The organism is Streptomyces sp. NBC_01257, assembly GCF_035917255.1.
GTDB lineage: Bacteria > Actinomycetota > Actinomycetes > Streptomycetales > Streptomycetaceae > Streptomyces.
Window position 1 is genome coordinate 8,337,879 of the sequence record NZ_CP108472.1, and the last position, 21,772, is coordinate 8,359,650.

19 protein-coding genes, 2 pseudogenes and 1 riboswitch are annotated in these 21,772 nt (G+C 71.8%); of the genes and pseudogenes, 12 read left to right on the forward strand and 9 right to left on the reverse strand.

What is annotated here, in order from left to right:
• Nucleotides 1–12 precede the first annotated feature (12 nt).
• The gene (locus tag OG408_RS36335; RefSeq protein ID WP_285572501.1) at nucleotides 13–849 is read left to right on the forward strand and encodes a TIGR02452 family protein; all 837 of its coding nucleotides are present in this window, start codon (nucleotides 13–15) and stop codon (nucleotides 847–849) included.
• Between the two features lie 152 nt (nucleotides 850–1,001).
• On the opposite strand, the gene OG408_RS36340 is transcribed toward OG408_RS36335, so the two are convergent.
• On the reverse strand, nucleotides 1,002–1,469 hold the full coding sequence (locus OG408_RS36340; RefSeq protein WP_285572499.1) for a type II toxin-antitoxin system PemK/MazF family toxin: 468 nt from the start codon (nucleotides 1,467–1,469) through the stop codon (nucleotides 1,002–1,004).
• Nucleotides 1,470–1,648: 179 nt separating this feature from the next.
• Here OG408_RS36340 and OG408_RS36345 point away from each other — a divergent pair, with 179 nt between their 5' ends.
• On the forward strand, nucleotides 1,649–2,671 hold the full coding sequence (locus tag OG408_RS36345) for a LacI family DNA-binding transcriptional regulator (RefSeq protein ID WP_285572497.1): 1,023 nt from the start codon (nucleotides 1,649–1,651) through the stop codon (nucleotides 2,669–2,671).
• A 328-nt stretch (nucleotides 2,672–2,999) separates the two neighbouring features.
• Nucleotides 3,000–3,200 (forward strand): annotated as a pseudogene (locus OG408_RS36350) (hypothetical protein); the annotation flags it as partial.
• Between the two features lie 92 nt (nucleotides 3,201–3,292).
• On the opposite strand, the gene trxA reads toward OG408_RS36350, so the two are convergent.
• Complete coding sequence (gene trxA / locus OG408_RS36355; protein WP_285572493.1) at nucleotides 3,293–3,664, reverse strand: thioredoxin; 372 nt, start codon at nucleotides 3,662–3,664, stop codon at nucleotides 3,293–3,295.
• Nucleotides 3,665–3,780: 116 nt separating this feature from the next.
• Here trxA and OG408_RS36360 point away from each other — a divergent pair, with 116 nt between their 5' ends.
• Nucleotides 3,781–5,220 carry a dihydrolipoyl dehydrogenase family protein gene (locus OG408_RS36360; RefSeq protein WP_285572491.1) on the forward strand — a complete coding sequence of 480 codons (1,440 nt, stop codon included), beginning with the start codon at nucleotides 3,781–3,783 and terminating at the stop codon, nucleotides 5,218–5,220.
• A 59-nt stretch (nucleotides 5,221–5,279) separates the two neighbouring features.
• A complete protein-coding gene (locus OG408_RS36365; RefSeq protein WP_326673771.1) occupies nucleotides 5,280–5,930 on the forward strand; it encodes a GOLPH3/VPS74 family protein in 651 nt (216 codons plus the stop codon).
• Here OG408_RS36365 and OG408_RS36370 read toward each other — a convergent pair.
• Nucleotides 5,888–6,514: a histidine phosphatase family protein gene (locus tag OG408_RS36370; protein WP_326673772.1), complete on the reverse strand. Its 627-nt coding sequence runs from the start codon at nucleotides 6,512–6,514 to the stop codon at nucleotides 5,888–5,890. The genes OG408_RS36365 and OG408_RS36370 overlap by 43 nt on opposite strands.
• A gap of 123 nt (nucleotides 6,515–6,637) precedes the next feature.
• Nucleotides 6,638–6,731, forward strand: a riboswitch (adenosylcobalamin (AdoCbl) riboswitch).
• A 45-nt stretch (nucleotides 6,732–6,776) separates the two neighbouring features.
• Here OG408_RS36370 and OG408_RS36375 point away from each other — a divergent pair.
• Nucleotides 6,777–6,992 carry a CbtB domain-containing protein gene (locus OG408_RS36375; RefSeq protein ID WP_285572484.1) on the forward strand — a complete coding sequence of 72 codons (216 nt, stop codon included), beginning with the start codon at nucleotides 6,777–6,779 and terminating at the stop codon, nucleotides 6,990–6,992.
• Nucleotides 6,993–7,021: 29 nt separating this feature from the next.
• Nucleotides 7,022–7,801 (forward strand): CbtA family protein, encoded by a 780-nt coding sequence (locus tag OG408_RS36380; RefSeq protein WP_285572482.1) that lies wholly within the window; start codon nucleotides 7,022–7,024, stop codon nucleotides 7,799–7,801.
• 125 nt (nucleotides 7,802–7,926) lie between these two features.
• On the opposite strand, the gene OG408_RS36385 is transcribed toward OG408_RS36380, so the two are convergent.
• Both OG408_RS36385 and OG408_RS36390 read right to left on the reverse strand, forming a co-directional pair.
• Nucleotides 7,927–8,436, reverse strand: a complete 510-nt coding sequence (locus OG408_RS36385; RefSeq protein WP_326673773.1) for a GNAT family N-acetyltransferase — start codon at nucleotides 8,434–8,436, stop codon at nucleotides 7,927–7,929.
• A gap of 74 nt (nucleotides 8,437–8,510) precedes the next feature.
• Nucleotides 8,511–8,867, reverse strand: coding sequence for a tetratricopeptide repeat protein (locus tag OG408_RS36390; RefSeq protein ID WP_326673774.1), 357 nt, complete (start codon nucleotides 8,865–8,867; stop codon nucleotides 8,511–8,513).
• A 142-nt stretch (nucleotides 8,868–9,009) separates the two neighbouring features.
• Here OG408_RS36390 and OG408_RS36395 point away from each other — a divergent pair, with 142 nt between their 5' ends.
• The 3 genes and pseudogenes from OG408_RS36395 (at nucleotide 9,010) to OG408_RS36405 (ending at nucleotide 11,337) form a co-directional block, all read left to right on the forward strand.
• On the forward strand, nucleotides 9,010–9,975 hold the full coding sequence (locus tag OG408_RS36395; protein ID WP_326673775.1) for a pirin family protein: 966 nt from the start codon (nucleotides 9,010–9,012) through the stop codon (nucleotides 9,973–9,975).
• 187 nt (nucleotides 9,976–10,162) lie between these two features.
• Nucleotides 10,163–10,524 (forward strand): annotated as a pseudogene (locus OG408_RS36400) (aldo/keto reductase); the annotation flags it as partial.
• Nucleotides 10,525–10,701: 177 nt separating this feature from the next.
• Entirely contained in the window at nucleotides 10,702–11,337 is a 636-nt protein-coding gene (locus tag OG408_RS36405; protein ID WP_326673776.1) for a hypothetical protein, read from the forward strand.
• 24 nt (nucleotides 11,338–11,361) lie between these two features.
• Here OG408_RS36405 and OG408_RS36410 read toward each other — a convergent pair whose 3' ends face one another.
• From OG408_RS36410 to OG408_RS36420, 3 genes are read right to left on the reverse strand one after another with little or no spacing between them, the layout of a single operon-like run.
• Nucleotides 11,362–12,738, reverse strand: coding sequence for an MFS transporter (locus OG408_RS36410; RefSeq protein WP_442806096.1), 1,377 nt, complete (start codon nucleotides 12,736–12,738; stop codon nucleotides 11,362–11,364).
• A complete protein-coding gene (locus OG408_RS36415) occupies nucleotides 12,735–14,744 on the reverse strand; it encodes a PEP/pyruvate-binding domain-containing protein (protein ID WP_326673777.1) in 2,010 nt (669 codons plus the stop codon). Before OG408_RS36415 ends, OG408_RS36410 begins: the two co-directional genes overlap by 4 nt.
• Complete coding sequence (locus tag OG408_RS36420) at nucleotides 14,741–16,105, reverse strand: ATP-grasp domain-containing protein (protein WP_442806097.1); 1,365 nt, start codon at nucleotides 16,103–16,105, stop codon at nucleotides 14,741–14,743. The genes OG408_RS36415 and OG408_RS36420 overlap by 4 nt, the downstream gene beginning before the upstream one ends.
• Before the next feature lie 441 nt (nucleotides 16,106–16,546).
• Between OG408_RS36420 and OG408_RS36425 the strand changes: the two genes are divergently transcribed.
• Both OG408_RS36425 and OG408_RS36430 read left to right on the forward strand, forming a co-directional pair.
• Nucleotides 16,547–17,800, forward strand: a complete 1,254-nt coding sequence (locus OG408_RS36425) for a PAS domain S-box protein (RefSeq protein ID WP_285566668.1) — start codon at nucleotides 16,547–16,549, stop codon at nucleotides 17,798–17,800.
• A 277-nt stretch (nucleotides 17,801–18,077) separates the two neighbouring features.
• On the forward strand, nucleotides 18,078–20,762 hold the full coding sequence (locus OG408_RS36430) for a helix-turn-helix transcriptional regulator (protein WP_326673779.1): 2,685 nt from the start codon (nucleotides 18,078–18,080) through the stop codon (nucleotides 20,760–20,762).
• A 5-nt stretch (nucleotides 20,763–20,767) separates the two neighbouring features.
• Here OG408_RS36430 and OG408_RS36435 read toward each other — a convergent pair whose 3' ends face one another.
• The gene (locus OG408_RS36435) at nucleotides 20,768–21,709 is read right to left on the reverse strand and encodes a GNAT family N-acetyltransferase (RefSeq protein WP_285566664.1); all 942 of its coding nucleotides are present in this window, start codon (nucleotides 21,707–21,709) and stop codon (nucleotides 20,768–20,770) included.
• Nucleotides 21,710–21,772: the final 63 nt, after the last annotated feature.

Below are 21,772 nucleotides of genomic sequence, written 5' to 3' on the forward strand. Positions count from 1 at the left end.
GGGGGAGGGCCGGTGAGCGCCCGGCTGCGCGGTATCGCGCGGGAGACCGAGACCATCGTCGACGCGGGTGTCTACCGCACACCGCAGGGCCGCGAGGTCAGCATCGAGCGGGCCCTGACCGCCGCGCTCTCGGGGACCAGGCTGTACGGCCCCGAGCCGGTGCCCGTCGCGGTACTGGACCGGGACCGCGCACCGCGCTTCGAGGTCACCGGCGAGAGCAGCCTGCGGGCGGCCGCCAGGATGACCGCCGAGGCACCGGGCAAGGTGGCCGTCCTGAGCTACGCCTCCGCCCGCAATCCGGGTGGCGGCTATCTCAACGGGGCGCAGGCGCAGGAGGAGGCCCTGTGCCGCGGCTCGGCGCTCTACACCACGCTGCTGCGCGCCCCCGAGTACTACGCCCACCACCGGGCCGAACGGGACGCGTTCTACACCGACCGGGTCATCCACTCGCCCGGGGTGCCGGTCTTCCGCGACGACCGGGGCCGGCTGCTCGACACCCCGTACACGGCGGGATTCCTCACCTCGCCCGCGCCCAACGCCGGAGTGATCCGCAGCCGGACCCCGGAGTCCGCGCACCGCATCCCCGCCGCGCTCGCCTCGCGGGCCGAACGGGTGCTGGAGGTCGCCGCGGTGCGCGGCTACCGCCGGCTGGTGCTGGGTGCCTGGGGATGCGGCGTGTTCCGCAACGACCCGGCCGAGGTCGCGGGCGTGTTCCGCGCCCTGCTCAGCGACGGCGGACGTTTCGCGGGTCACTTCGAGCAGATCGTCTTCGGGATCCTCGACCGTGACGGCGATTCGCCCACCAGGGCCGCCTTCGATCGTACGTTCGCTGATCGGGTCCAACCCTGACGCTGAGGTTGAGCCATAGGGTTGGACATCGGCGGACTCGCGACGGCTGAGCCGTTCGGGCGTGGCGGTCCCGTCACGACGGCATCGGGAGCCCGGGGGCACGCGAGCCCGGCCGTGACGGGGACCGGCGCACGCCACCGCCGGCCGGGGCGCTATTTCCAGCCGTAGCGCTCCCGCAGCCGCTCGACGACCAGATCGAACCTGTCCCGGTCCAGTGCGCACGCCTCGCGCCGCATGCCGTCCTCGTGGACACGCAGGACCCGGTCCACATCGACCCAGGACGGGCGGCCGGAACTGTCCCAGGGGCCCGCGCCCAGAGCCACCCACTCGCGGTCCCGGTCGTGCTGCTTGCTGGAGAGCTGGACGGCGAGCAGCGTGCCCGCCCCTTCGCGGGCGACCACGAGAACCGGCCGGTCCTTGCCGCGTCCGTCGTTCTCCTCGAACGGCACCCAGGTCCAGACGATCTCGCCCGGATCGGGGTCGCCGTCGCGGTCGGGGGCGTACGAGGTCCGGACCGGGCCCACGTCGTGCGGGTCGGCCTGGGAGGTGGCGGTGGGACCGGTGCGGCCGGGGAAGTCGGCCGTGCCGTCATTGCTGTCGGTGCGGTGCTGGATGGTCATCGCAACACCGTAGGACCTGTACGGCCCCGCGCGGGGAGCGGGTCCGTCGAACGGGCCACCGGCGACGGGCGTGACTGACCCTCACCCGCCCGGGTCCTGACCTCCACTTGAGGTGCACATCCGGGTCCGGGCCCCGGCGCGTTCCCGCGCCGCACGGGTCTGGAAGACTGCCCGACGCCATGAGTCAGTTACCCAAGCAGCCCGCCGAAGGCCCCGTCCCGACCAGCGCCGACGTGGCGCGGCTCGCCGGCGTCTCCCGGGCCACCGTGTCGTACGTACTCAACAACAACGCGGCCGTGCGGATCAGCGATCCGACCCGCCGCCGGGTGCGGGAGGCCGCCACCGAGCTCGGCTACGTACCCCACGCGGCGGCCCGGAGCCTGCGCGCCGGACACTCCCGCATGGTGCTCCTGCCGACGGCCGGCTTCCCCTCCGGGCCCCTGCACCACCGCTTCCTCCACGAACTCGAATCGGGCCTCCGACGGCTCGACTACACCGTCGTCCAGTACGGCTCGATCGGCCTCGACCCGGACGACGCCGCCCGCGCCTGGGCCGAACTGCGGCCCGTCGCCGTCATCGCGCCCGGCTCGGTCCCCCTCACCCCGCAGGGCATCGCCGTCCTCCGGCGCTCCGGGGCGAAGGCCGTGATCACCCTCGGACCGCAGCCGCTGGCCGGCGCCCACGCGCTGATCATGGACCAGCGCGAGGTCGGCGGCAGCGCCGTCCGGCACCTGCTGGCACGCGGCCGCCGCCGGATCGGCGTGGTGATCCCCGGCGAACCCGGCCTCGCCCTGTTCGCCGAGCCCAGACTGGCCGGTGCCCGGCGGGCCGCGGCGACGGGCGGGGTCCGGATCGAGACGCTCCCGCTGCGGTACGCGGAGGATTCCGCGGCCGACCTGGCCGCCCGGTGGCGCACCCTCGGACTGGACGGCGTGTTCGCGTACGACGACAGCTACGCGATGCTGCTGATGAGAGCCCTTCAGGACACCGGTGTCGACGTGCCCGCGGAGACCGCCGTCGTGGGCGCGGACGACTCCATGCAGGCGCGGCTGCTGAGGCCGCGGCTCAGCAGCGTACGGATGGAACTGGCCACGGCGCAGCCACTGGCCGACCTCGTCGACCGGCTGGTGCAGAACCCCGGGACGGAGTTCGAACGGCACGATCTGCTGCGGGCCCGGACCGTCCACCGGGAGTCCAGCTGAGCCGCCCCGTCAGCGCGGCGACATGCGCGGCGGACCTCCCTTGCCTAGCGTCATGACCATGAGCCATCCGCAGAGTTACGAGATCCTGCTGGTCCCCGCGTTCGCCGACGACCGGAAGACGCGGAGCAAGGGCGCTGCCGGTACGAACGACGTCACCGCGAACGACGTGGGTACGGACGACTCCGGCGCCAACGATTCCGGTACGGGCGACTCCGGAACGGACGACTCGGGGACGAACGATTCCGGGACCAACGATTCCGGTGCGGGCGACTCCACCACCGGGACTTCCGAGCCGCAGGCTTCCGGCAGCCGGGCGGTCGGGAGCGTCGGACCCGGCTCGGCGATCCGCTCCGCCGTCGTGGTGGCCACGGGCGAAACGGGCGAGACCGGATACCCCCGCTACGCAGGCGACGGCATGGTGGCGGACATCGACCCCGAGACCCAGACGGTCGAGGGCCTGCTGATCGACGGCTCGGAGCTCGACTACGGACTCTCGGCCCGGATCTCCGAGCGGACCACGGAGGACTGAGCGGGTACCGGAACCCGGTACGGGGCACCGCAGCAGTCAGGGCCCGGCCGTCACCGGCCGGGCCCTGACACGTGGGCGAGCCCTCGGCCCGCCTACTTCTGCTCCTTCTGCTGGTCCTCGATGGACTTGCGCACCTCGTCCATGTCCAGGTTCCGCGCCTGGCCGATGACGTCCTCCAGCGCGGCCTCGGGCAGCGCGCCCGGCTGCGAGAAGACCGCCACGTTGTCCCGGACGATCATCAGCGTCGGGATGGACCGGATCTCGAAGGCGGCCGCCAGCTCCTGCTGCGCCTCCGTGTCGACCTTGGCGAAGACCAGGTCGGCGTGGCGCTCGGACGCCGAGTCGTAGACCGGGGCGAACTGCCGGCACGGGCCGCACCAGGAAGCCCAGAAGTCGATCAGGACGAACTCGTTGTCACTGACGACCTGATCGAAGTTTTCCTTGGTGAGCTCTACGGTGCTCATGTTCTGCTACCTCTTCCTGTGCCCGTATCGACGTGTCCGGGACAACGGTGCCTGTGCTTGCGCTATTCCGCCTGCCCATGTGGCCGCCGCGCACACCCATGACCAAAATGGTCCCCATGACACATGCTGTGGAGCCTGTCGCGTACGACGTCGTGGTCATCGGAGCAGGTCCGGTGGGTGAGAACGTGGCGGACCGGGCCCGGGCCGCCGGGCTCAGCGCCGCCATCGTGGAATCCGAGCTGATCGGCGGCGAGTGCTCGTACTGGGCCTGCATGCCGAGCAAGGCGCTGCTGCGCCCCGTCGTCGCCCGCGCCGACGCCCGCCGCGTCCCGGGTCTCGCCGACGCGGTGCAGGGGCCCCTGGACACCGCCGCGGTCCTCGCGCACCGCGACGCGTACGCCTCGCATTGGAAGGACGACGGCCAGGTGTCCTGGCTGGAGGGGATCGGCGCCGACATCTACCGCGGCCACGGCCGGCTCACCGGCACGAAGGCGGTCACCGTCACGGGCCCCGACGGTGCGGAACAGCGGCTCACGGCCCGGCACGCGGTGGCCGTCTGCACGGGCAGCCGGGCCGTCGTGCCCGAGCTGCCGGGCATCGACGGCGCCCGCCCCTGGACCAGCCGGGAGGCGACCAGCGCCAAGGAGGTGCCCGGTCGTCTCGTGGTCGTCGGCGGGGGAGTGGTCGGGGTGGAGATGGCCACCGTCTGGGGCGCCCTCGGTGCCCGGATCACCCTGCTGATCCGCGGCGAGGGGCTGCTGCCCCGGATGGAGCCGTTCGCCGGTGAGCTGGTCGCCGAGGCACTGACCGAGGCGGGCGCCGACATCCGTACCGGCGTCTCGGTCACCTCCGTGCGGCGTGCCGCCCCCGACGGACCGGTGACCGTCGAGCTCGACAACGGCGAAAACGTCGAGGCCGACGAGATCCTCTTCGCCACCGGCCGGGCCCCGCGCACCGAGGATCTCGGCCTGGAGACGGTCGGCCTGGAGCCGGGGTCCTGGCTGACGGTCGACGACAGCTGCCGGGTCGAGGGCACGCCCTGGCTCTACGCCGTCGGGGACGTGAACCACCGGGCACTGCTGACCCACCAGGGCAAGTACCAGGCCCGCATCGCGGGGGCCGCGATCGCCGCCCGTGCCCAGGGCGTCCCGCTCCTGGAGACGGACCGCTGGGGGGCCCACGCGGCCACCGCCGACCACGCGGCCGTGCCCCAGGTCGTCTTCACCGACCCGGAGGCGGCCTCGGTCGGCCTCACGCTCGCCGAGGCGGAGCGGGCCGGGCACCGGGTCCGGGCCGTCGACCACGACCTGGCGGCGGTGGCGGGTTCCGGTCTGTACGCGGACGGGTACCGGGGCCGGGCCCGCATGATCGTCGACCTCGACCGGGAGATCCTGCTGGGGGTCACCTTCGTCGGCCCGGGCATCGGTGAACTGCTGCACTCGGCGACGGTCGCGGTCGCGGCCGAGGTGCCCGTCGACCGCCTCTGGCACGCGGTTCCCGCGTACCCGACGATCAGCGAGATCTGGCTCCGACTGCTGGAGACATACCGGGGGTAGCAGACCACCGCCGAACGCGGACCCGTTCGGTTGCCATCCCCGATGCCCGGAGGACGAGCGTGCGACCGAGTCTGCCCCAGCGCCTGTACCTGCTCTGCTACACCGTGGAGAAGGAGAAGTTCGAGCTCACCGATCTCCAGGGGCGCGGCCAGTTGCTGCGGGCCGGGGCGCTGACCGAGCTGGCCCTGGCCGGACTGCTCACCGCCGAGGGAGGGAAGGTCGCACGGCGTGCTGCCACGGCGCCGGGTGATCCCTTCCTCGCGGCGGTGTGGCGCGATCTGCCCGAGACGCCGAAGAGGTGGCTCTCGTACGTCCACAACAAGGCGCACACGGCGGAGAAGCCCGTCCGTGAGCAGCTTGCCGCCGCGCGCGCGATCACCGTGCGGCAGGAGAAGCGGCTGGGAGTGCTCCCCGTCGACCGGGTCGTCGTGGAGGATCCGCAGCAGGTGCGCGCCCTGCAGGACAGGGTCCGGGACGCGGTCATCGGCGGCTCCGAACCGGCCGCGATCCCCGTGGACGAACTGACCATGGCCGTGCTCGCGGCGGAGACCGAGGTGAGCAGCGTGTTCAGCGGGAAGGAGCGCCGGGCGTACAAACCGGCGCTCAAGGCGCTCGCCGCGCACTTCGACGGCGTCGTGCCCGGCCTGCGCAAGGCATTGCGTGACTCCTACCTGTCGAGCCGGGCGGTCGGGGGTGGCTGGGGCGCCTGAGCGCCGGCCGTCTCCGCCGTGAGCGGCCGGCCGGTACGAAGGTTCCACCTCCCGGACCGGCCGCTGAGCTCCGTCAGCGTCAGAGGGGCGACGTCGATCCGCCAGAAGGCCCGCGGCGGAAGGTCCAGCGCGTGGACGACCGCGGCCCTGACCACGGCGGGCTCGACCACCGCCAGCACGCGTCCGGGTCCGCCGCCGTCCAGGGAACCGAGCCAGGCGCCGGCCCTGGCGCACAGACCGAGCAGCGACTCACCGCCGTGCGGGGCGGCGGAGGGATCCGCGAGCCAGGCGGCCACTCCCTCCGGATCACTCGCGCTCACCTCGTCCAGCCGGGCGCCCGCCCAGCGGTTCAACTCCCAGTCCCGGAGGGCGTTTTCAGGGGCGGAACGGAGCCCGAGGGCGGCTGCGGTCAGGCTGCACCGACGGGACGGCCCGTGCAGCAACCGGTCGGCTGCGGGCACCGCGTCCGCGGCGGCGCGGGCCTGCCGCTGCCCGGCTTCGTCGAGGGGCGCGTCCCCCGCGAAACGGGCCTCGCGCAGCGCGGCGTTCATCGCCGGTGAGATCAACATCACCCGTACCGTCATAACCGCTCTCAACTCCCTGAACTGTGGCCACTTGGCCAAGCACACCATGGCATTCGGGGCCCCCGGTACGGCCGGCGGCACCATGGCGGCGCCCGCGTCCAGGCGGTATGGTCGCGACGACATGACGAGGGTGTGACGGAAGTCCGGTGAGAATCCGGCACGGTCGCGCCACTGTGAACCCGTACCCGTACGGGAAGTCAGACCCAGCACCTTCGTCTCAGGCACCACGATCGGGACGCGTGTTCCCCCAGGAGGTTCTGCCATGGCACAGACTGCTGCCCCCGCCACCGGCGCACCCGCCATCACTCCCATCTCGCTGAAGGCCATTGCCCCTTGGGCCGCCTTCTTCGGCATCCTCATGCTGATCCTGCTGTACTTCGTCGGCGCCGAGCAGGGCGCCACCGCGCTCATCTCCGGCGAAGGCGTGCACGAGTGGGTCCACGACGGGCGCCACCTCCTCGGTTTCCCCTGCCACTGATCCCGTCGCTTGATCCAGGGGAACCCCTCATGAACTCCATATCTGTCCGAGCCCTGCTGGTCCGCGGCATGCTGGCCGGTCTCGCCGCGGGTGCGCTCGCACTTCTCGTCGCCTACTTCCTCGGCGAGTCCCGGGTGGACGCGGCCATTGCCCTCGAAGAGGCGCACAGCCACACCCACGACCACGGCGGCGGCGAGGAACTCGTCAGCCGCACCATGCAGTCCACCGCCGGTCTCGCCACCGGTGTCCTGGTGTTCGGCGTGGCGGTCGGCGGCATCGCCGCACTCGTCTTCTGCTACGCCCTCGGCCGGATGGGGCGGTTCGGCCCCAGGGCCACGGCCGCGCTGATCGCCGGTGCGGCCCTGCTGACGGTGTACGTCGTGCCGTTCCTGAAGTACCCGGCGAACCCGCCGGCCGTCGGCAACCCCGACACCATCGGCAAACGCACCACCCTGTTCTTCCTGATGGTCGCGCTCAGCGTCCTGCTGGCCGTCGCCGCCGTCATCCTCGGCAAGCGGCTGGCTCCCCGCCTGGGCAACTGGAACGCCACCATCGCGGCGGCGGCCGGCTATGTGCTGGTGATCGGGCTGGCCTACGCCTTCCTGCCCTCGTTCAACGAGGTCGGAAAGGACTTCCCGGCCTCGCTGCTCTGGGAGTTCAGGCTGGCGACGCTCGCCGTCCAGGTGACGCTCTGGACCACCTTCGGGCTGGTCTTCGGGTATCTCACCGAGCGGTTGCTGGTGCCGAGGCCGCAGGCGGTCACGGCCGAGAACGGCAAGGCGAACCGGCCGGCCACGGTCGCCGGCTGAGCCCAGGGCAGTGCGATGTGCGGGGCCTGCCGGGAGAACCCGGCAGGCCCCGCCGCATGCGTGGGTCCGGTGCCTCACTCCGGCTGTCCCACTCCCGCGGTGGGGCCCGTCCGACTCCCGCTGTCTCACCCCTGCGGGGCGGGCGCGTCCCACTCGATCCGGTAGTGCTTCAGCAGTGCGTCCTCCTTCACGAAGAGCATTCCCGCGGCCGTCATGACGTGCTGGGAGGCGACGTTGTCGAGGTCGGTGTCACCGTGCACGCAGACGACGCCCCGGTCACGGGCGAACCGCAACAGGCCGCGAAGCGCCTCGGAGGCGTACCCCATGCCCCGTGCCGACGGCACGAGTCCGTAACCGATCGTGACGTGCCGGTGCTCGTCGGGCGTCCCGTGGAACCCGACCCCACCGATCACCACCGCGTCCTCGCGGCGCTGTATCACGTACCCTCCGAAGGGGCCCGGATCCCCGCTCTCCGCACAGGTGTTGAGGAAACGCGTGGCCGCCGCGACCTCGCCGACGGAGGGGTAGCCGGGCGCCCAGCGCACGCCCGGCGCGGGACTGCCGGCCACCACCTGCTCGGCGTCGGCAACGGTCATCAGGCGGAGGGACAGGCGCGGTGTCACAAGGTCGGTCATGACTCCGTGGACTATCACGTGCCACGACCGGGCCGCACCCGGATTACGCGGGTGCGGCCCGGTGCACGCGGAGGTCAGGCGCCGGATGCCGGGGCGAACTCCCCGGACAGGGCGGCCGCCATCCGCAGCTGCGTGTCCGCCTCGGCCTGCCGGCCCTGCCGCTCCAGGGTGCGGCCGAGCATCAGCCGGGCGTACTGCTCGACGGGGTCACGCTCCAGCACCGCGCGCAGTTCACCCTCGGCCCGCACGAGCCGCGCCGAGTGGTAGTAGGCCCGGGCCAGCAGCAGCCGCGGCGCCACCTGCTCCGGAACCTCCTCGACCAGCCCGCCGAGAATCCGGGCGGCGCTCGTGTACTCCTTCGCGTCGAAGAAGAGCCGTGCACGGTCCCAGCGCTCGGCGGCGGTGCCGAACTCGAAGTAGGTGTCGCTCATATGACCTCCTCGGCCGAGGGTGGTAGCCGGGCCGCTCCCGTACGTACCGATCCCCACAACACACAGAGATGGTTTAACATTCCACTAAATATTCGGCGTGGGTGCCACCCGCCCGGACTCGCACGGGAATAGGTTGAGCGCCATGAGCAATCTCGATCGCCAGGCAGCACTCTCCGTCTGCGGAGGGCGTGGCTTCGTCGTCGCCGAACCCGTACGTGAACTCCTCACTCCGCGCCGGGTGCAGCTCGGCGAGTCCACCGAGGTCCGCCGGCTGCTGCCCAACCTGGGCCGCCGCATGGTCGGGGCGTGGGCCTTCGTCGACCACTACGGCCCCGACGACATCGCGGACGAGCCCGGTATGCAGGTGCCGCCCCACCCCCACATGGGCCTGCAGACGGTCAGCTGGCTGCACGACGGCGAGGTCCTGCACCGCGACAGCCTCGGCAGCCTGGCGACGGTCCGCCCGCGCGAGCTCGGCCTGATGACCTCCGGACGGGCGATCAGCCACTCCGAGGAGAGCCCCAAGCAGCACGCCGCACTGCTGCACGGCGCCCAGCTGTGGGTCGCCCTCCCCGATGCGCACCGCCAGGTCGAACCGCACTTCCAGCACCACACGGACCTCCCGTCCGTCACCGCACCCGGCCTCACGGCCACGGTGATCCTCGGCGAGCTCGACGGCGCCACCTCGCCCGGCACCGCGTACACCCCGATCGTCGGCGCCGACCTCGCCCTGAGCCGGGACGCCGAGGCACGCCTCCCGCTGAACCCGGACTTCGAGTACGCCGTGCTGTCGATGTCCGGCCGGGCGGAGGTCGACGGCGTCCCCGTGGAGCCCGGCTCGATGCTCTACCTCGGCTGCGGCCGCACGGAGCTGCCGCTGCGCGCGGACTCCGACGCGGGCCTGATGCTGCTGGGCGGTGAACCCTTCGAGGAGGAGATCGTCATGTGGTGGAACTTCGTGGCCAGGAACCAGGACGAGATCACGCAGGCCCGGGAGGACTGGATGAATGGTGATCGGTTCGGCGCCGTGCGGGGGTACGACGGTGCGCCGCTCCCGGCTCCCGCACTGCCCGCTGTGCCCCTGAAGCCGCGTGGACGTGTGCGCTGAGCTGCGGGTTCTTACGGGTTGCTCGCTTACGAGGTGAGCCCGATCATGCCTGCGTCGTTGCTGTGGGCGGGAGGGGTCTGGAAGCGGCTGAGAGTGCCTCGGAGGAAGGCCTTCCACTGGACCGGCGTTCCCGTCTGTGCTCGCGTCTGACCTCGTGTGCCAGGACGGATGCTGACTCAATGCTGACTTCGCACACGCCGACTGCCAGGGCCTCATGCGCGAACACGGGGTGCGGATCCAGTCGTGGGGCGGCTTCGCCGAGGGGCGGAACGACCTGTTCACCGACCCGCTGCCGGCGGACATCGGCAAGGGACACGGCAAGTCGGTGGCGCAGGTGGTGCTGCGCCGGCTGACCCGGCGGGGTGTGGTCGCCATCCCCAAGTCGGTGCGTGCCGAGCGGATGGCGGAGAACCTCGACGTCTTCGACTTCCGGCTCACCGACGAGCAGTTGGCGCGGATCGGCACGCTCGACACCGGCGCCTCGCTGTTCTTCGACCACCGGGACCCGAGATCGTCGCCTGGCTCGCCAGGCGTCGCCCGGACGCCTGAGCCGTCCGGGCGCGGACCGGTCCACGTGCAAGTCAGCCGTCGGACGACCGGATCGGAGGATACGGGAAAGATCTTCCCGGAATGTGCGTGCCCCGAACGAAAAAGTGTGGCGTCATGTGTCATGTACTGAACATTTTCGCATCGCTGTGATGCGTCAAGGAGAAGGGCGCCGACGCCATGAGAAGAACCGCCTCCCGGGGCCTCGTCCGTCTGAGCCTCGCACTGGGTGCCGCCGTGGCGTCGACCGCGCTGGTCACGACGGCGAGTGCGGCCTTACCGGTGACCGCCGGGTCCACGGGGCCGCCCGTCGCTCCTCGGACCGGCACCGAACGCGGCTGTGTCGTCGTGTACTTCGACCTGGGCGAGACCCTGGTCCACACGGCCGACGACGACACCACGGGCTACCGGCAGGACGCGGCCGCCCACCTGGCCGCACTGCGCAAACGCCACATCAAGGTCGGGCTGATCACCAACGTGCCGTCCTCCTGGGGCACGACCGACGCCGCGCGCGCGGCCGTGCTCAAGAAGGAGGTCGACAGCACCTGGACGGGCAGCACGCCCTTCGCCTGGGACGACTTCGGTGACCGGATCCTGACCCCGCGCACCGAGGCCGAGCGCAAGCCGGCGCCCGCCCTCTGGGAACGCGCACGGCACGCGTCCGGTGGCTGTCGTCTCGTCTACCAGGCCGAGACGGCCGAGGAGACCGACACCGCCGCCTCGCTCGGCTACGTGGCGTACCGGATCGGACAGCCCGCCCGGCCCGCCTTCCTGCCGGCCCCGCTGATCGAGCTGCTCGCCCACCTGCCCGGCTGACGCCCGCCGGCGACGCGCGCCTTCCTAGGAAGGCGTGTCCGCCTGCCGGCGCCCCCCTCCGGCCGGACGGCCCGCACCGTCGGCGACGGCATCCAGCCGTACGCCCGGGGCCGTTCGGTCGGAGGGCCGCTTCACCACCCCGCTGCGCAGCACCAGTTGGAAGACCCCGAGCAGCACCGCGGTCGCCAGGGCACTGTGCCAGAGCAGGGCGTCCAGGCGCCCGGCGGAGAGGTACGCGCCCGCGGCCACCGCGGCCAGCGCACACACCGCGCGGTCCACGATGCTCTCCACCGAGAGCAGGGTGGCCCGTGGTGCGTGGGCGGGCACGGCGTCGTTCACCAGCTTGCGCTGGACCGGGTAGGCGAAGCCGGTGGCGGCGGCGAACAGGCAGAGCAGGGCGACCACCGCCCAGGGCCCGCCCAGGGTGAGCCCGGCCAGGGTGCCCGCGAGCGCGAGGCTCAGGACCGATACCCAGGCCACCGGCGTCAGCCGGCGGCTCAGCCACTGGGGCCTGGCCGATGCCACGGCCTCCGCCACCGTCATGGCGGCCAGCACCCCGCCGTGCGAGGACTCACCGATGCCGTGGTCCAGCAGGATGGGCTGGAAGAGGTTGACCTGGCAGATCCGCGAGAGCGTGAACACCGCCACGCCCTGCATCATCACCAGGGCGAGCCACGGCGAGGAGGCGACGCAGCGTAGCGCGGAGCCCGCGTCGCGCAGGAACGCCCCGCCCCGGCGCCCGCCCCCCGCCCGTCCGCCGGCCTTCCCCGAACCGGCCGCGTCCGCCGGGACGGTGAGCCGGGGCAGGGCCACCGCACAGGCCAGGGAGCCCGCCGCGCTGGCGGCGCTCAGCACGTACGGGGCCGTGTGGGCGAGGGCCATCAGCGGCCCGACCAGCGGCCAGCACACGACCTTGGCCGCCAGCCCCAGGGCCCGCGCCGTGCCCTCCGCCTTCAGGTAGTGCTCGTCGCACTTCTCCGCCCGCAGCCCGTCGTACAGATAGGCGCTCGCCGCTCCCGAGGTGAGCGAGCGGCCCGCGGCGATCGCGAGGAAGTGGAGCAGGAACCCGGTGTACGAGGCGCTGAACACCGGTGCCAGGTTCGCCGCCGTCATCACGACGGCCCCGGCCCGCAGGCAGTTGCGGGTGCCGATCCGGTCGGCGATGAGCCCGGTCGGGATCTCGAACAGGCAGAACGCCACGTAGTAGATGCTCTGGATGCCGAAGATCTGCCCGTCCGAGAGCCCGGCCGCCTTCTGGTAGGCGTAGAACACCGGCATCCACCACAGCAGGTTGAACAACAGCTGGAAGCCGTAGTTCAGGCGAATGATCCGGCGGGCCGTGTCGGTCAGTGCGCCGCCGGTCCGGCCGGTGGAGGGCGCCCGGGGGAGGCGGGCCCTCACAGCGCGTAGGGGCGGATCTGGACCAGGCGGAGCTCGCCCCGGTCGCTCATCAGCCACTCGATGTCCAGCGGCCGGTCCACGTCGTCCGCGCTGAAGTGGGACTGCAGGAGCCGTCCCGTCAGCGACAGGTCGGCGAGCCGGGCGCGGGTGGCGGCGGGCAGCCCCTCACCCCAGGAGCCGAGGGCCACGGTGCGGCCGCCGCCCTCCACCGTGTTGTACAGGTACTGCTGCGGCAGCACGGAGCCCTCGACGACCTGCTCGGGGGAGCCGGGGGAGCAGTTGAGGTAGACGTTGCGGAAGTCCTCGCGCCGGGTCGGGTTGCAGGTCACCAGGACGCCGCCGAGGGAGGCGGGGACGTACTCCTGGATGATCACTCCCATGTACGTGTCGTCCAGGGAGATGCCGACCTGATGACGCAGCCGGACGCTGCGCGGTGACAGCAGCGAGGCCCACACCTGCCTTACGGCATCGAGGAGTTCGGCGGTGCCGCGCACGGTGGTGACGGAGTCGTAGACACCGGCCGCGGAGAAGCCGGGGAGGTCCTCGGCGTTGGAGGAGGAGCGCACCACCAGGCGGCTGCCCGCGGCCAGTGGCGCGGGGAACGCTTGCCTGATCTGCCGGGTGACGGTCTCGGGCATGGGCGTGTGGCGGATCAGGTGCTGGAGCTGGAGACAGAGCGCGTCCAGCATGTCGGTGGCGTCGAGTTCCAGCGCCATCTTCAGCTTGCCGATGCCCTGCTGGAGCGCCGGAGAGGAGGTGAGGAAGGCGTGCTGGAGCGCGAAGGGCAGCGCGACGCCGTCCGGCGCACCGACCGTCGCCGCGACGAACGCGGCTGCTGCCGAACGCAGTTCGGCTGCGGAGGGCGCGTGCAGACCGAGCCGGACGGAGAGGTGCCCGTAGAGGTCTTCACGCGGCGGGCGGGGACGTCCGTAGAAGGCGGTGAGATCGGCCGTGCGGCTGTCCAGGACGTGGTGCAGCTCTCCGAGATTGGCCGCCTTCGTGCCGTACCGGTCGCGGTCGTCGCTGCGCAGCCGGTGCAGAGACAGCACGGGCGCGTCCTCCAGCAGGGGCGGCTCCAGACGGATGCGCTGCCGGTGCCAGGCCGGGGCCTGCAGGGCGGGCTCCCGGTCCAGCCGCTCCAGACTGATCTCGTCCTCGCGCACCCGGTAGCGGACCCACGCACCGTCCAGGCCGTCCTTCTCGACGAGCTGTTCCAGGTCGCGGACGATGGCGTTGGGGATGCCCCAGCCGGAGGCGAGGACGTTGGTGTGCGAAAGAGGCGTGATCTGTGCCGTGTTGAGGAATCCGGCCACGCGCGGTACGTCGTCCGGCAGGCAGGGCATGGCGACGATGTCGGCCCAGCCGAGCCCGGCCTCGGCGGCCGCGTACTCCTCACGGGTCCGGAAGAAGCGCAGCCGCCCGGTGGCGTCGCCGGGGTTCAGAGGCGTCCGGTTCCGCGTGCCGAAGAGCTCGTGGCCGAGGATGCGCGGTACCCGCGGCTCGCTGATCGCCGTCAGCTCCTCTTCCTGGCCGTGGTTCGCGGGCTTGAGCAGCAGCGGCAGCCTGCCGTCGACGCGCTCCCGGACGAACTCGTAGAAGGACTCCAGCAGTGCGCCGTGCATGGTGTCGGCCTCGGTCGTCTCCAGGACGAGGAAGACCCGTTCGCGGCCCTCCGCCTCCTGCTCCGTGTGCAGGGACAGCACCCCGAGGAGGAAGCGGCGCCCGGGGTCGGTGTACACGGAGGCGTTGAACGCGTCCAGGCCGGCGTCCAGCGCGGACAGTTCCATGCCCAGGACCCGGGTGGCGATGTAGTTGACGTGGAAGGGGTGCGCGGCGGTGTCGAGCAGGTGCCAGGTGTCCTCGGTGCGGTCGACGACGACCTTGAGGTACGGGTGACCTGCCAGCACCCCCGAAAGGGTCCGGAACAGCGGCAGCGACAGGTTCCCGCCGACGACCGTACGGTCCGTCGCCGGTTCCGGTGCGCCGGTGGAGAGCGTGGCGGTCATATGGCGGCTCCCTCGGGCAGCGCGGCGGGCAGTACCCGGGGCAGGGCGTCGACCAGGGCCTCGAAGTCGCGGAGCACGGTGCGCGGGTCGGCGGCGGAGAGCAGGCACAGTGCCGCCATGGTGTTGGCCCCGGCAGCCGGGTCGTAGACCGGTACGACGCTGCCGTCGGCGAGCGAGCTCTCCGTGACCACGGACAACTCGCTGCCGCGGCTGAGCGGGACGCCCGCGGAGACCACCGGGAAGTCCCAGACCCGCAGGTCCTGCCAGGCTTCGCCGCTGCCGTCGACCGCGAGGACGACGAGGGAGCCGGCCGCGCCGCTGGCCTGCGCGGGGGTACGCGCCTGCTGAGGCCAGTCGACCGGGCGACCGAGGAGGTGGTCGACCAGCATGCCGACGAGGTCGAGGTGGAAGACCTCCTCGATCTGCGGGACGGTCATCGCGCCGCCCAGCCGGGCCGCCGTCTCGATCAGCCACATGCGGCCGTCCGCCCCGAGCTTGATCTCGGTGTGCGTACCGCAGTTGCTGAGCCCGAGGGCATCAACGGCCTCCCGGGCGAGGGCCACGACACGCTCCTGGGCCTCTGGCGGCAGCAGGGCGGGGGTGATGCCCGCGCGTTCGGTGAACGGTTCGACCGTGGGCATCCGGCCGCTGAGGCAGACCGGGTGGAAGTCGCCGTCGGCCACGACGCCCTCGACGCTGACGTAGTCGCCCCAGCCGGGCTCGTCGAACCAGTCGGTGGCCAGACCGGTGACGATCTCCTCGACGACGAAGTCCGCCTGGGCCTCGGCCACGTGGAGTTCCGCGTAACCCAACTGGGCTGATTCGGCCATTACTTCCCGCGAGCGGGACCAGGCGGCGGAGGCCTCGTGGGGGGAGCGGATGATCTGGTGCGCGGTGGAGCCCGCGCTCCAGGCCGCCTTGAGCAGCAGTGGGAAGGTCAGTGCTTCGGTGGCCGCGTGGAGGTCCGCCTCCGTGGCGACGGGGCGGAACTCCGGTTGTGGCAGCCCGTGTTCCTGCCAGGTGCGGCGCATCAGCCGCTTGTCGCGGGCCAGGGCCGAGGCGCTGCCGGCCCCGGCGAGTCCGAGTTCCTCGCAGGCCTCGGCGACTGCCACCACCGCGTACTCGGAGAAGGTGAGCACCGCCTCCGCCCTGACGGCCCGCGCCCGCGAGACGATCAGGGAGACCAGGTCCGCCCGCTCCGCGTCGGCCGGCGTCTCGACCGAGGCGCACAGCCGCGCGGCGGAGCCGGCGACCGAGGGCGGCAGGGCGCTGAGCGCCAGCAGGTGCACCTGCGACCTCGCGGCCGCCCGGGAAAGGACGTGACCGAGCGGCGGACCACCCTTGGCATGCACCAACAGCACCTTGCTCACTGAAGTTCGTCTCCGTTCGTTCGTGTGGTCAGAAGCCGCGGCCGGGCGGTTCGCCCCGTACCCGCTGCGGGGCCCGGCCCCGGAGCCGTGCGTCCGGGAAACATCGGAAGGAGACCTCGCCCGTGACATGGCGTGTCTGCCCGCACACACAAGGGAATCAGGCGAGAGGGGGCCGGAATGACGGTGAAGGCGTGCAACGGTCAGGCAAATGCCAGAGTTGCAGGCCGCGTAGAAGGATCGTGAGAGTTCCGGGAGGCCCGCCGGCGCGTCACGGGTGAGGCGCCCGCACTCCTCAGGTCGGCCGAGAACCGAGCATGCGCCGGATCGGGACGGGATACACATTGCGATGGCAACCCGTGTCAGTCAGTCGACCGAGGACGGAACATCACTGTGGACGATCACGCGCTCAAGGCACTGCTTGAACATCTACCCGTGTCCTGGTGGGAGGTTGACGGGCAGTGGCGCGTTCTGGAGCGAGGTGGCGGCGCCTTCGCCGACCTGGGTACGGCGCAGCGGTTCCTCGACCGGTTGCGGCAGGAACTGTCGGATCCGGGCTCCTCGACCGCGGACGGCCACCGGCGGACCCGGTTCGACGGCCGCACCTTCGACGTGACCTGGTCACTGGACGGGGCACGTGGCCAGGGCCGCAGGCGCGGGCTCGCGGTGGAGGCCGACACGCGGCCCGAAGTGCCGCGCCGTTACGCCGCGTTCGCGGACTTCGCCGACCTCGCGCCCGCCGCCGCCTTCATCCGGGACCGGGAGGGACGCTATCTGTGGGCCAACCACGCCTACGCGCACCTCTACGGCACGACCCCGCAGGAGGTCGTCGGCAAACACATCGAGGACTTCGACTCCCCGGCCGACGCCGTGCAGTTCCGCGCGCTCGACCAGGAGATCCTCGCGCGCGGCAGGCCGGTCCGCCACACGCTCGGCTATCAGCGCGCGGACGGCACCACCGGGCAGGCGGCGGGCCACCGCTTCCCCGTGGAGGAGAACGCGGAGACCTGCGTCGCCGGGATCTACGTGGACATCACGGAACACACCCGCGCGATGGTCCAGCGCCGGGAGGCCGAGGAGAACCTGCAGGCGCTGCGCGACCACAGCGGGCTGCCGTGCGCGCTGCTGTCGGCCAACGGGCGGGTCGTGCAGGCGAGTGCGGCAGCCGCTGAGCTGTTCCGGACGAGCCTGGCCGATCTCGTCGGCCGCCGTGCGCACACCCTGCTCGCGCCCGCGCCCGACCTCGGCCAGCTGCACCGGAGATGGAACGGGCTGATAGCCCGCAGGGTGAGACGGGTGGAGACGTCCGCCGTGTTCGTCGACCTCCAGGGGCGGCAGCGCCGCGTACAGCTCCACCTGACGACGGTCGGGCGCTCCGCGGCGCGGGCCCGGCACGTGTGGGCCGTCGTCACCCACCAGAGCCTTGCCCACGCGGCCCATCCGCCGCTCACCGCCGCGCAGGTCCGCATTCTGTCCCTCCTCGCCGAGGGCAGCAGCAACGGCGAGATCGCCACGTCACTGAGGCTGTCCCGGCAGACGGTCGACTACCACCTCAGCCGGCTCCGGGAGATCCTCGGGGCCGCGACCAGGCCGGCCCTCGTCGCCCGCGCCTACGTACTGGGCATTCTGGCGCCCCGGGCCTGGCCCCCGCGCTCCGTCACGGCTACCCACCCCCTCAGTTCCACCTGAGCCGCCGCTGCCCCGGAACCGTATCGGGCCATCCGCGCGGGAGAGCCGCCGTCCGCCCTGCTCCGAAAGTCCGCACGATGATCCGAACGAAAGCGCCCGGGGCGGCAGTCCCACGCCCTGGACCGGCGCGCACGCGCGGCGAGAGCGCGGACGGAGAGTGCCCCCCTCCCCTCGCGTGCGATCGGTGAGAAGATCATCGAGACCCTCGCGGCGTGCTGCCGTACGGCGCTGTCGGAATCGGGAGGGTCGATCGAAGCGCTGAGGAACGGGGCGAGCATTGCAGGGGAGAGTCGCGGAGCGGGACCGCATGGATCAGATGCTCGCCGACACCCTTCGGGGAATGAGCAGCGCATTGCTGGTCCGCGGGGAGGCGGGCATCGGGAAGACAGCCCTGCTCGACTACGCCGCCGGGCGGGCGGACGGCATGCGCGTGCTGCGCGTCGAAGGCGTCGAGTCGGAGATGGAGCTTGCGTTCGGCGGGCTGCACCACTTGTTCCTGCCGGTGCTGCATGTCGTCGACCAACTGCCCGGCCCGCAGGCTGCGGCGATGAGGGCGATATTCGGACTCACCGACGACGTCGTGCGCGATCGTCTCACCGTCGGCCTGGCCGTCCTCACCATGCTGTCCGAGATCGCGGACGAGAGGCCCCTGTTGTGCCTGATCGATGATGCGCAGTGGCTCGACCAGCCATCGGTGGACATGCTCACCTTCGCCGCGCGCCGACTGCGCACGGAGGGCGTCGTGATGGTCTTCGCCGTCCGCAGCGGAGCCCGCGGCGCCGATGTTCGAGGGCTGCCCGACCTCCTGCTCGAAGGATTGGACCGGGTGGCGGCGGAAGAACTGGTTGCCGACCTGCCCCCCTACGTCGCTGATCGGATCATCGAGCAGTCACAAGGCAACCCCCTGGCTCTCATCGAACTGTCCGCCGCGCTCACCCTTGCCCAGCGGGAGGGGCAGCTGAGCCCCCTGCCGGTCCCCGAGGTGACGTCCCGGCTCACGGGCCGCATGCAGGACGCGTTCCTGACGCAGATTGCCGCTCTACCTCGGGCCACCCAGATGGTGCTGAGCGTGGCAGCCGCGGACGACACCGGAGAGCTGCCGCTGGTACTCGCGGCCGCAGGCCGACTCGGTGCCGTGGTCGAGGATCTCGCCCCTGCGGAACGCTCCGGGCTCGTCTTCGTGTCTGGCGAGATGGTCCGTTTCCGGCATCCCCTGGTCAGGTATGCCGCTTACCAGGGGGCACCACTCGCCGGCCGCATCGCGGCACACAAGGCGCTGGCGGATACGTTGGCGCCCTCCGGGCATGCGCACCGGCGCGCCTGGCACCTGGCCGCTGCGTCGACGGGCCCGGACGAGCAGGTCGCCGACGAGCTGGAGCGGGTTGCCGAATGGGCCGGCAGTCGGCAGGCCATGGCGTCCGCCTCCGCAGCCTACGAACGCGCGGCCCAGCTCACGGCGGTTCCGCAGCGTCGCGCGCGCCGCCTCATCTGTGCCGCGCAGAAGGCGAGCGACGCCGGCCAGGACAAGCGGTGCGGGGCGCTGGCCGACCAAGTGCCTCTTCCTCTTCTCGACCCTGACACGGCGGCGGATTTCGCGCGGGTGCGAGCCGTCGTCGAGCTCGGCTACGGCAGGCCGGAGACTGCCGGCCGCATCCTGCTTGAGTGCGCCGACCTGATCGGCCCCAACCGCCCCGACAGCCTTGCACCGCTCCTGGTCGACGCGGTTCATGCGGCCTTCTCCGCGGGCGACGCGGGGCTGATGACCGAGATCGGAGCCCGCGCCCCTGACCTGCTGGTGGTCGATGTGGCAGCACGTCTGTTCACCGACGACCCGACCGGCGCGCTCGGCTCCCTCCAAGCGTTGGTGCGGGCCGGCAGGGAACCCGGTACCGGGTTCATGGACCGGCTGATGACCGGGATCTACTGCCACGTCGTCGCCGACCACGCGGCCGCACACGAGATGGCCGCCGCCTCGGTCGCCCACTGCCGCGACCACGGGATCAGCGGCTGGCTGCCCACAACACTGCACCTGCTCGCCCAGGCTGAGCTGGCACTCGGCCGGCACGAAGAGGCAACGGCAAGCGCCGCCGAGGGACTGCGACTGGCCGAGTACTACAACCTGGACCACCGGGCCGCGCACCTGCGGGCGGTCCTGGCGACACTGGCCGCCGTCCGGGGGCAGGAGCACGACAGCCGCACCCTGGCGCAGGAGGCCCTGGACTACACGCGACCGCGCGATGTCGGACGGGGCACAGCGGACGCCCTGTGGGCACTGGGCCTGCTGGAGCTGGGCCTCGGGCGGCCGGAATCGGCGCTGGAGCTGCTGGAATCGGCGCAGAAGCAGGTGGACCACCCCCTGCTGACCATGTTCCTCCTGCCCGACCTCGTCGAGGCTGCGGTGCGCGCCGGCCGTCCCGAGCGGGCCGAGGAACCAACCCGCCTCCTCGGCGCGTGGGCGGCCGCCGCTCCCGGGACTCTCCTCGACGCCATGGCCCTGCGCTGCCGGGCCATGGTGAGCCAGGACGACAGGGCCGAAGAGCACTTCACCGCAGCCGCGCACCTCCATCATGGCCGCGGCGACTTCGAACGGGCCCGCACCGAACTGCTCCACGGCGAATGGCTGCGCCGGCTCCGGCGAAAGATCGATGCCCGGGATCACCTGCGCGAGGCACTGGAGGTCTTCGAGAGGCTAGGAGCTCGGCCCTGGGCCCGCCGCGCCCGCGCGGAGCTCCAGGCCGCAGGGGGCAGCGCCGACCTCACCGGGCCGGTCGACGGACGGGTCAATCCGTTGAGCCCGCAGGAGCGCGAAGTCGTACGGTTGGCCGCCACGGGTGCGACCAACCGCGAGATCGCCACCCAGCTGTTCCTCAGTCCCCGCACCGTGGGGCATCATCTCTACCGCGCGTTCCCCAAACTGGGCATCAGCTCCCGCACCGAGCTCGCTGAGCTCCTGGCCTCGTGATCCGCTCAGGACTCCGGCGCCGAGTAGATCATCCGGATCTGCGCGGTGCGGTATCCGGCCCGCGCGAAGGCAGCCGCCATCGGCGCATTGCCCGTGTCCGTGGTGGCCGTGATCACCTCGGCTCCGGCCTCCGCGTGGACCCGGGTGATCTCGGCGAGTACCTCATCGACATAGCCGCGTCCGCGGAACTCGGGGATGACTCCCAGGTATCCGACATTGCGGTTGTACGGAGTGGCCGACGGGATCGCCAGGCCCACGGTCTCCCCTTCGGAGTTGCGGGCCAGCCGCCACCAGGCGCGCTCCCCCGGGCAGCCGAGATAGAAGTCCATTTCGTCACGGGCCGTGGCCTCGGCCCCCTTGGCCGCCAGGTTCCTGCGGGTCTCGCCATCCAGGCTGCCCACCGCGATCTGTCGGAATACCCGCAGAAACTCCTCGTCGCTCGCCTCCACGAAGTCAAGGCTCCCGTTGACAGCAGGGACCCCTGTGCCGGGTGCCCACTCCAGGCGCAGCCGCTCGACCTCGTCAGTGAGACCGGCCGCCAGGGCGGCGTCGCGCCGCCAGGCAAGAGCGGCCGCGACGGCCGGAGTCTCACGCCAGCCGTTCGGCAACGTCACGTTGTACAGCGGCATCTTGGGTGCGCCCTGTTCGGCGAAGGCTTTCAGACTTGCGGACACCAGCCCTGCCGCGACCGCCGTACGGTCGGGGGCCGAGGCGTCGACGTGCAGGCAGTCCAGGGCAAGGGGGTACTCACCGCTCGGCTGCCCCCACCACAGGGCACGGCCCACCACCTGCCCTGCGTCCTCGGCGATCCAGGTCCACTCCGGCCTGTACATTGCCTGGCCCAGCTCATCGAGGTAGCGATCGGCGGCGATCCAGCTGACGGGTTCGTCGACCGTGACGTCTGTGACCCGGTCGAGGTCGGCTTCGGTCGTAGATCGGAACAGCATGTGCTCTCCCTGGTTGTTCACACAAGTGGTCATGGTTGTGGCGGAGTTGAGGATCCGGGAGTC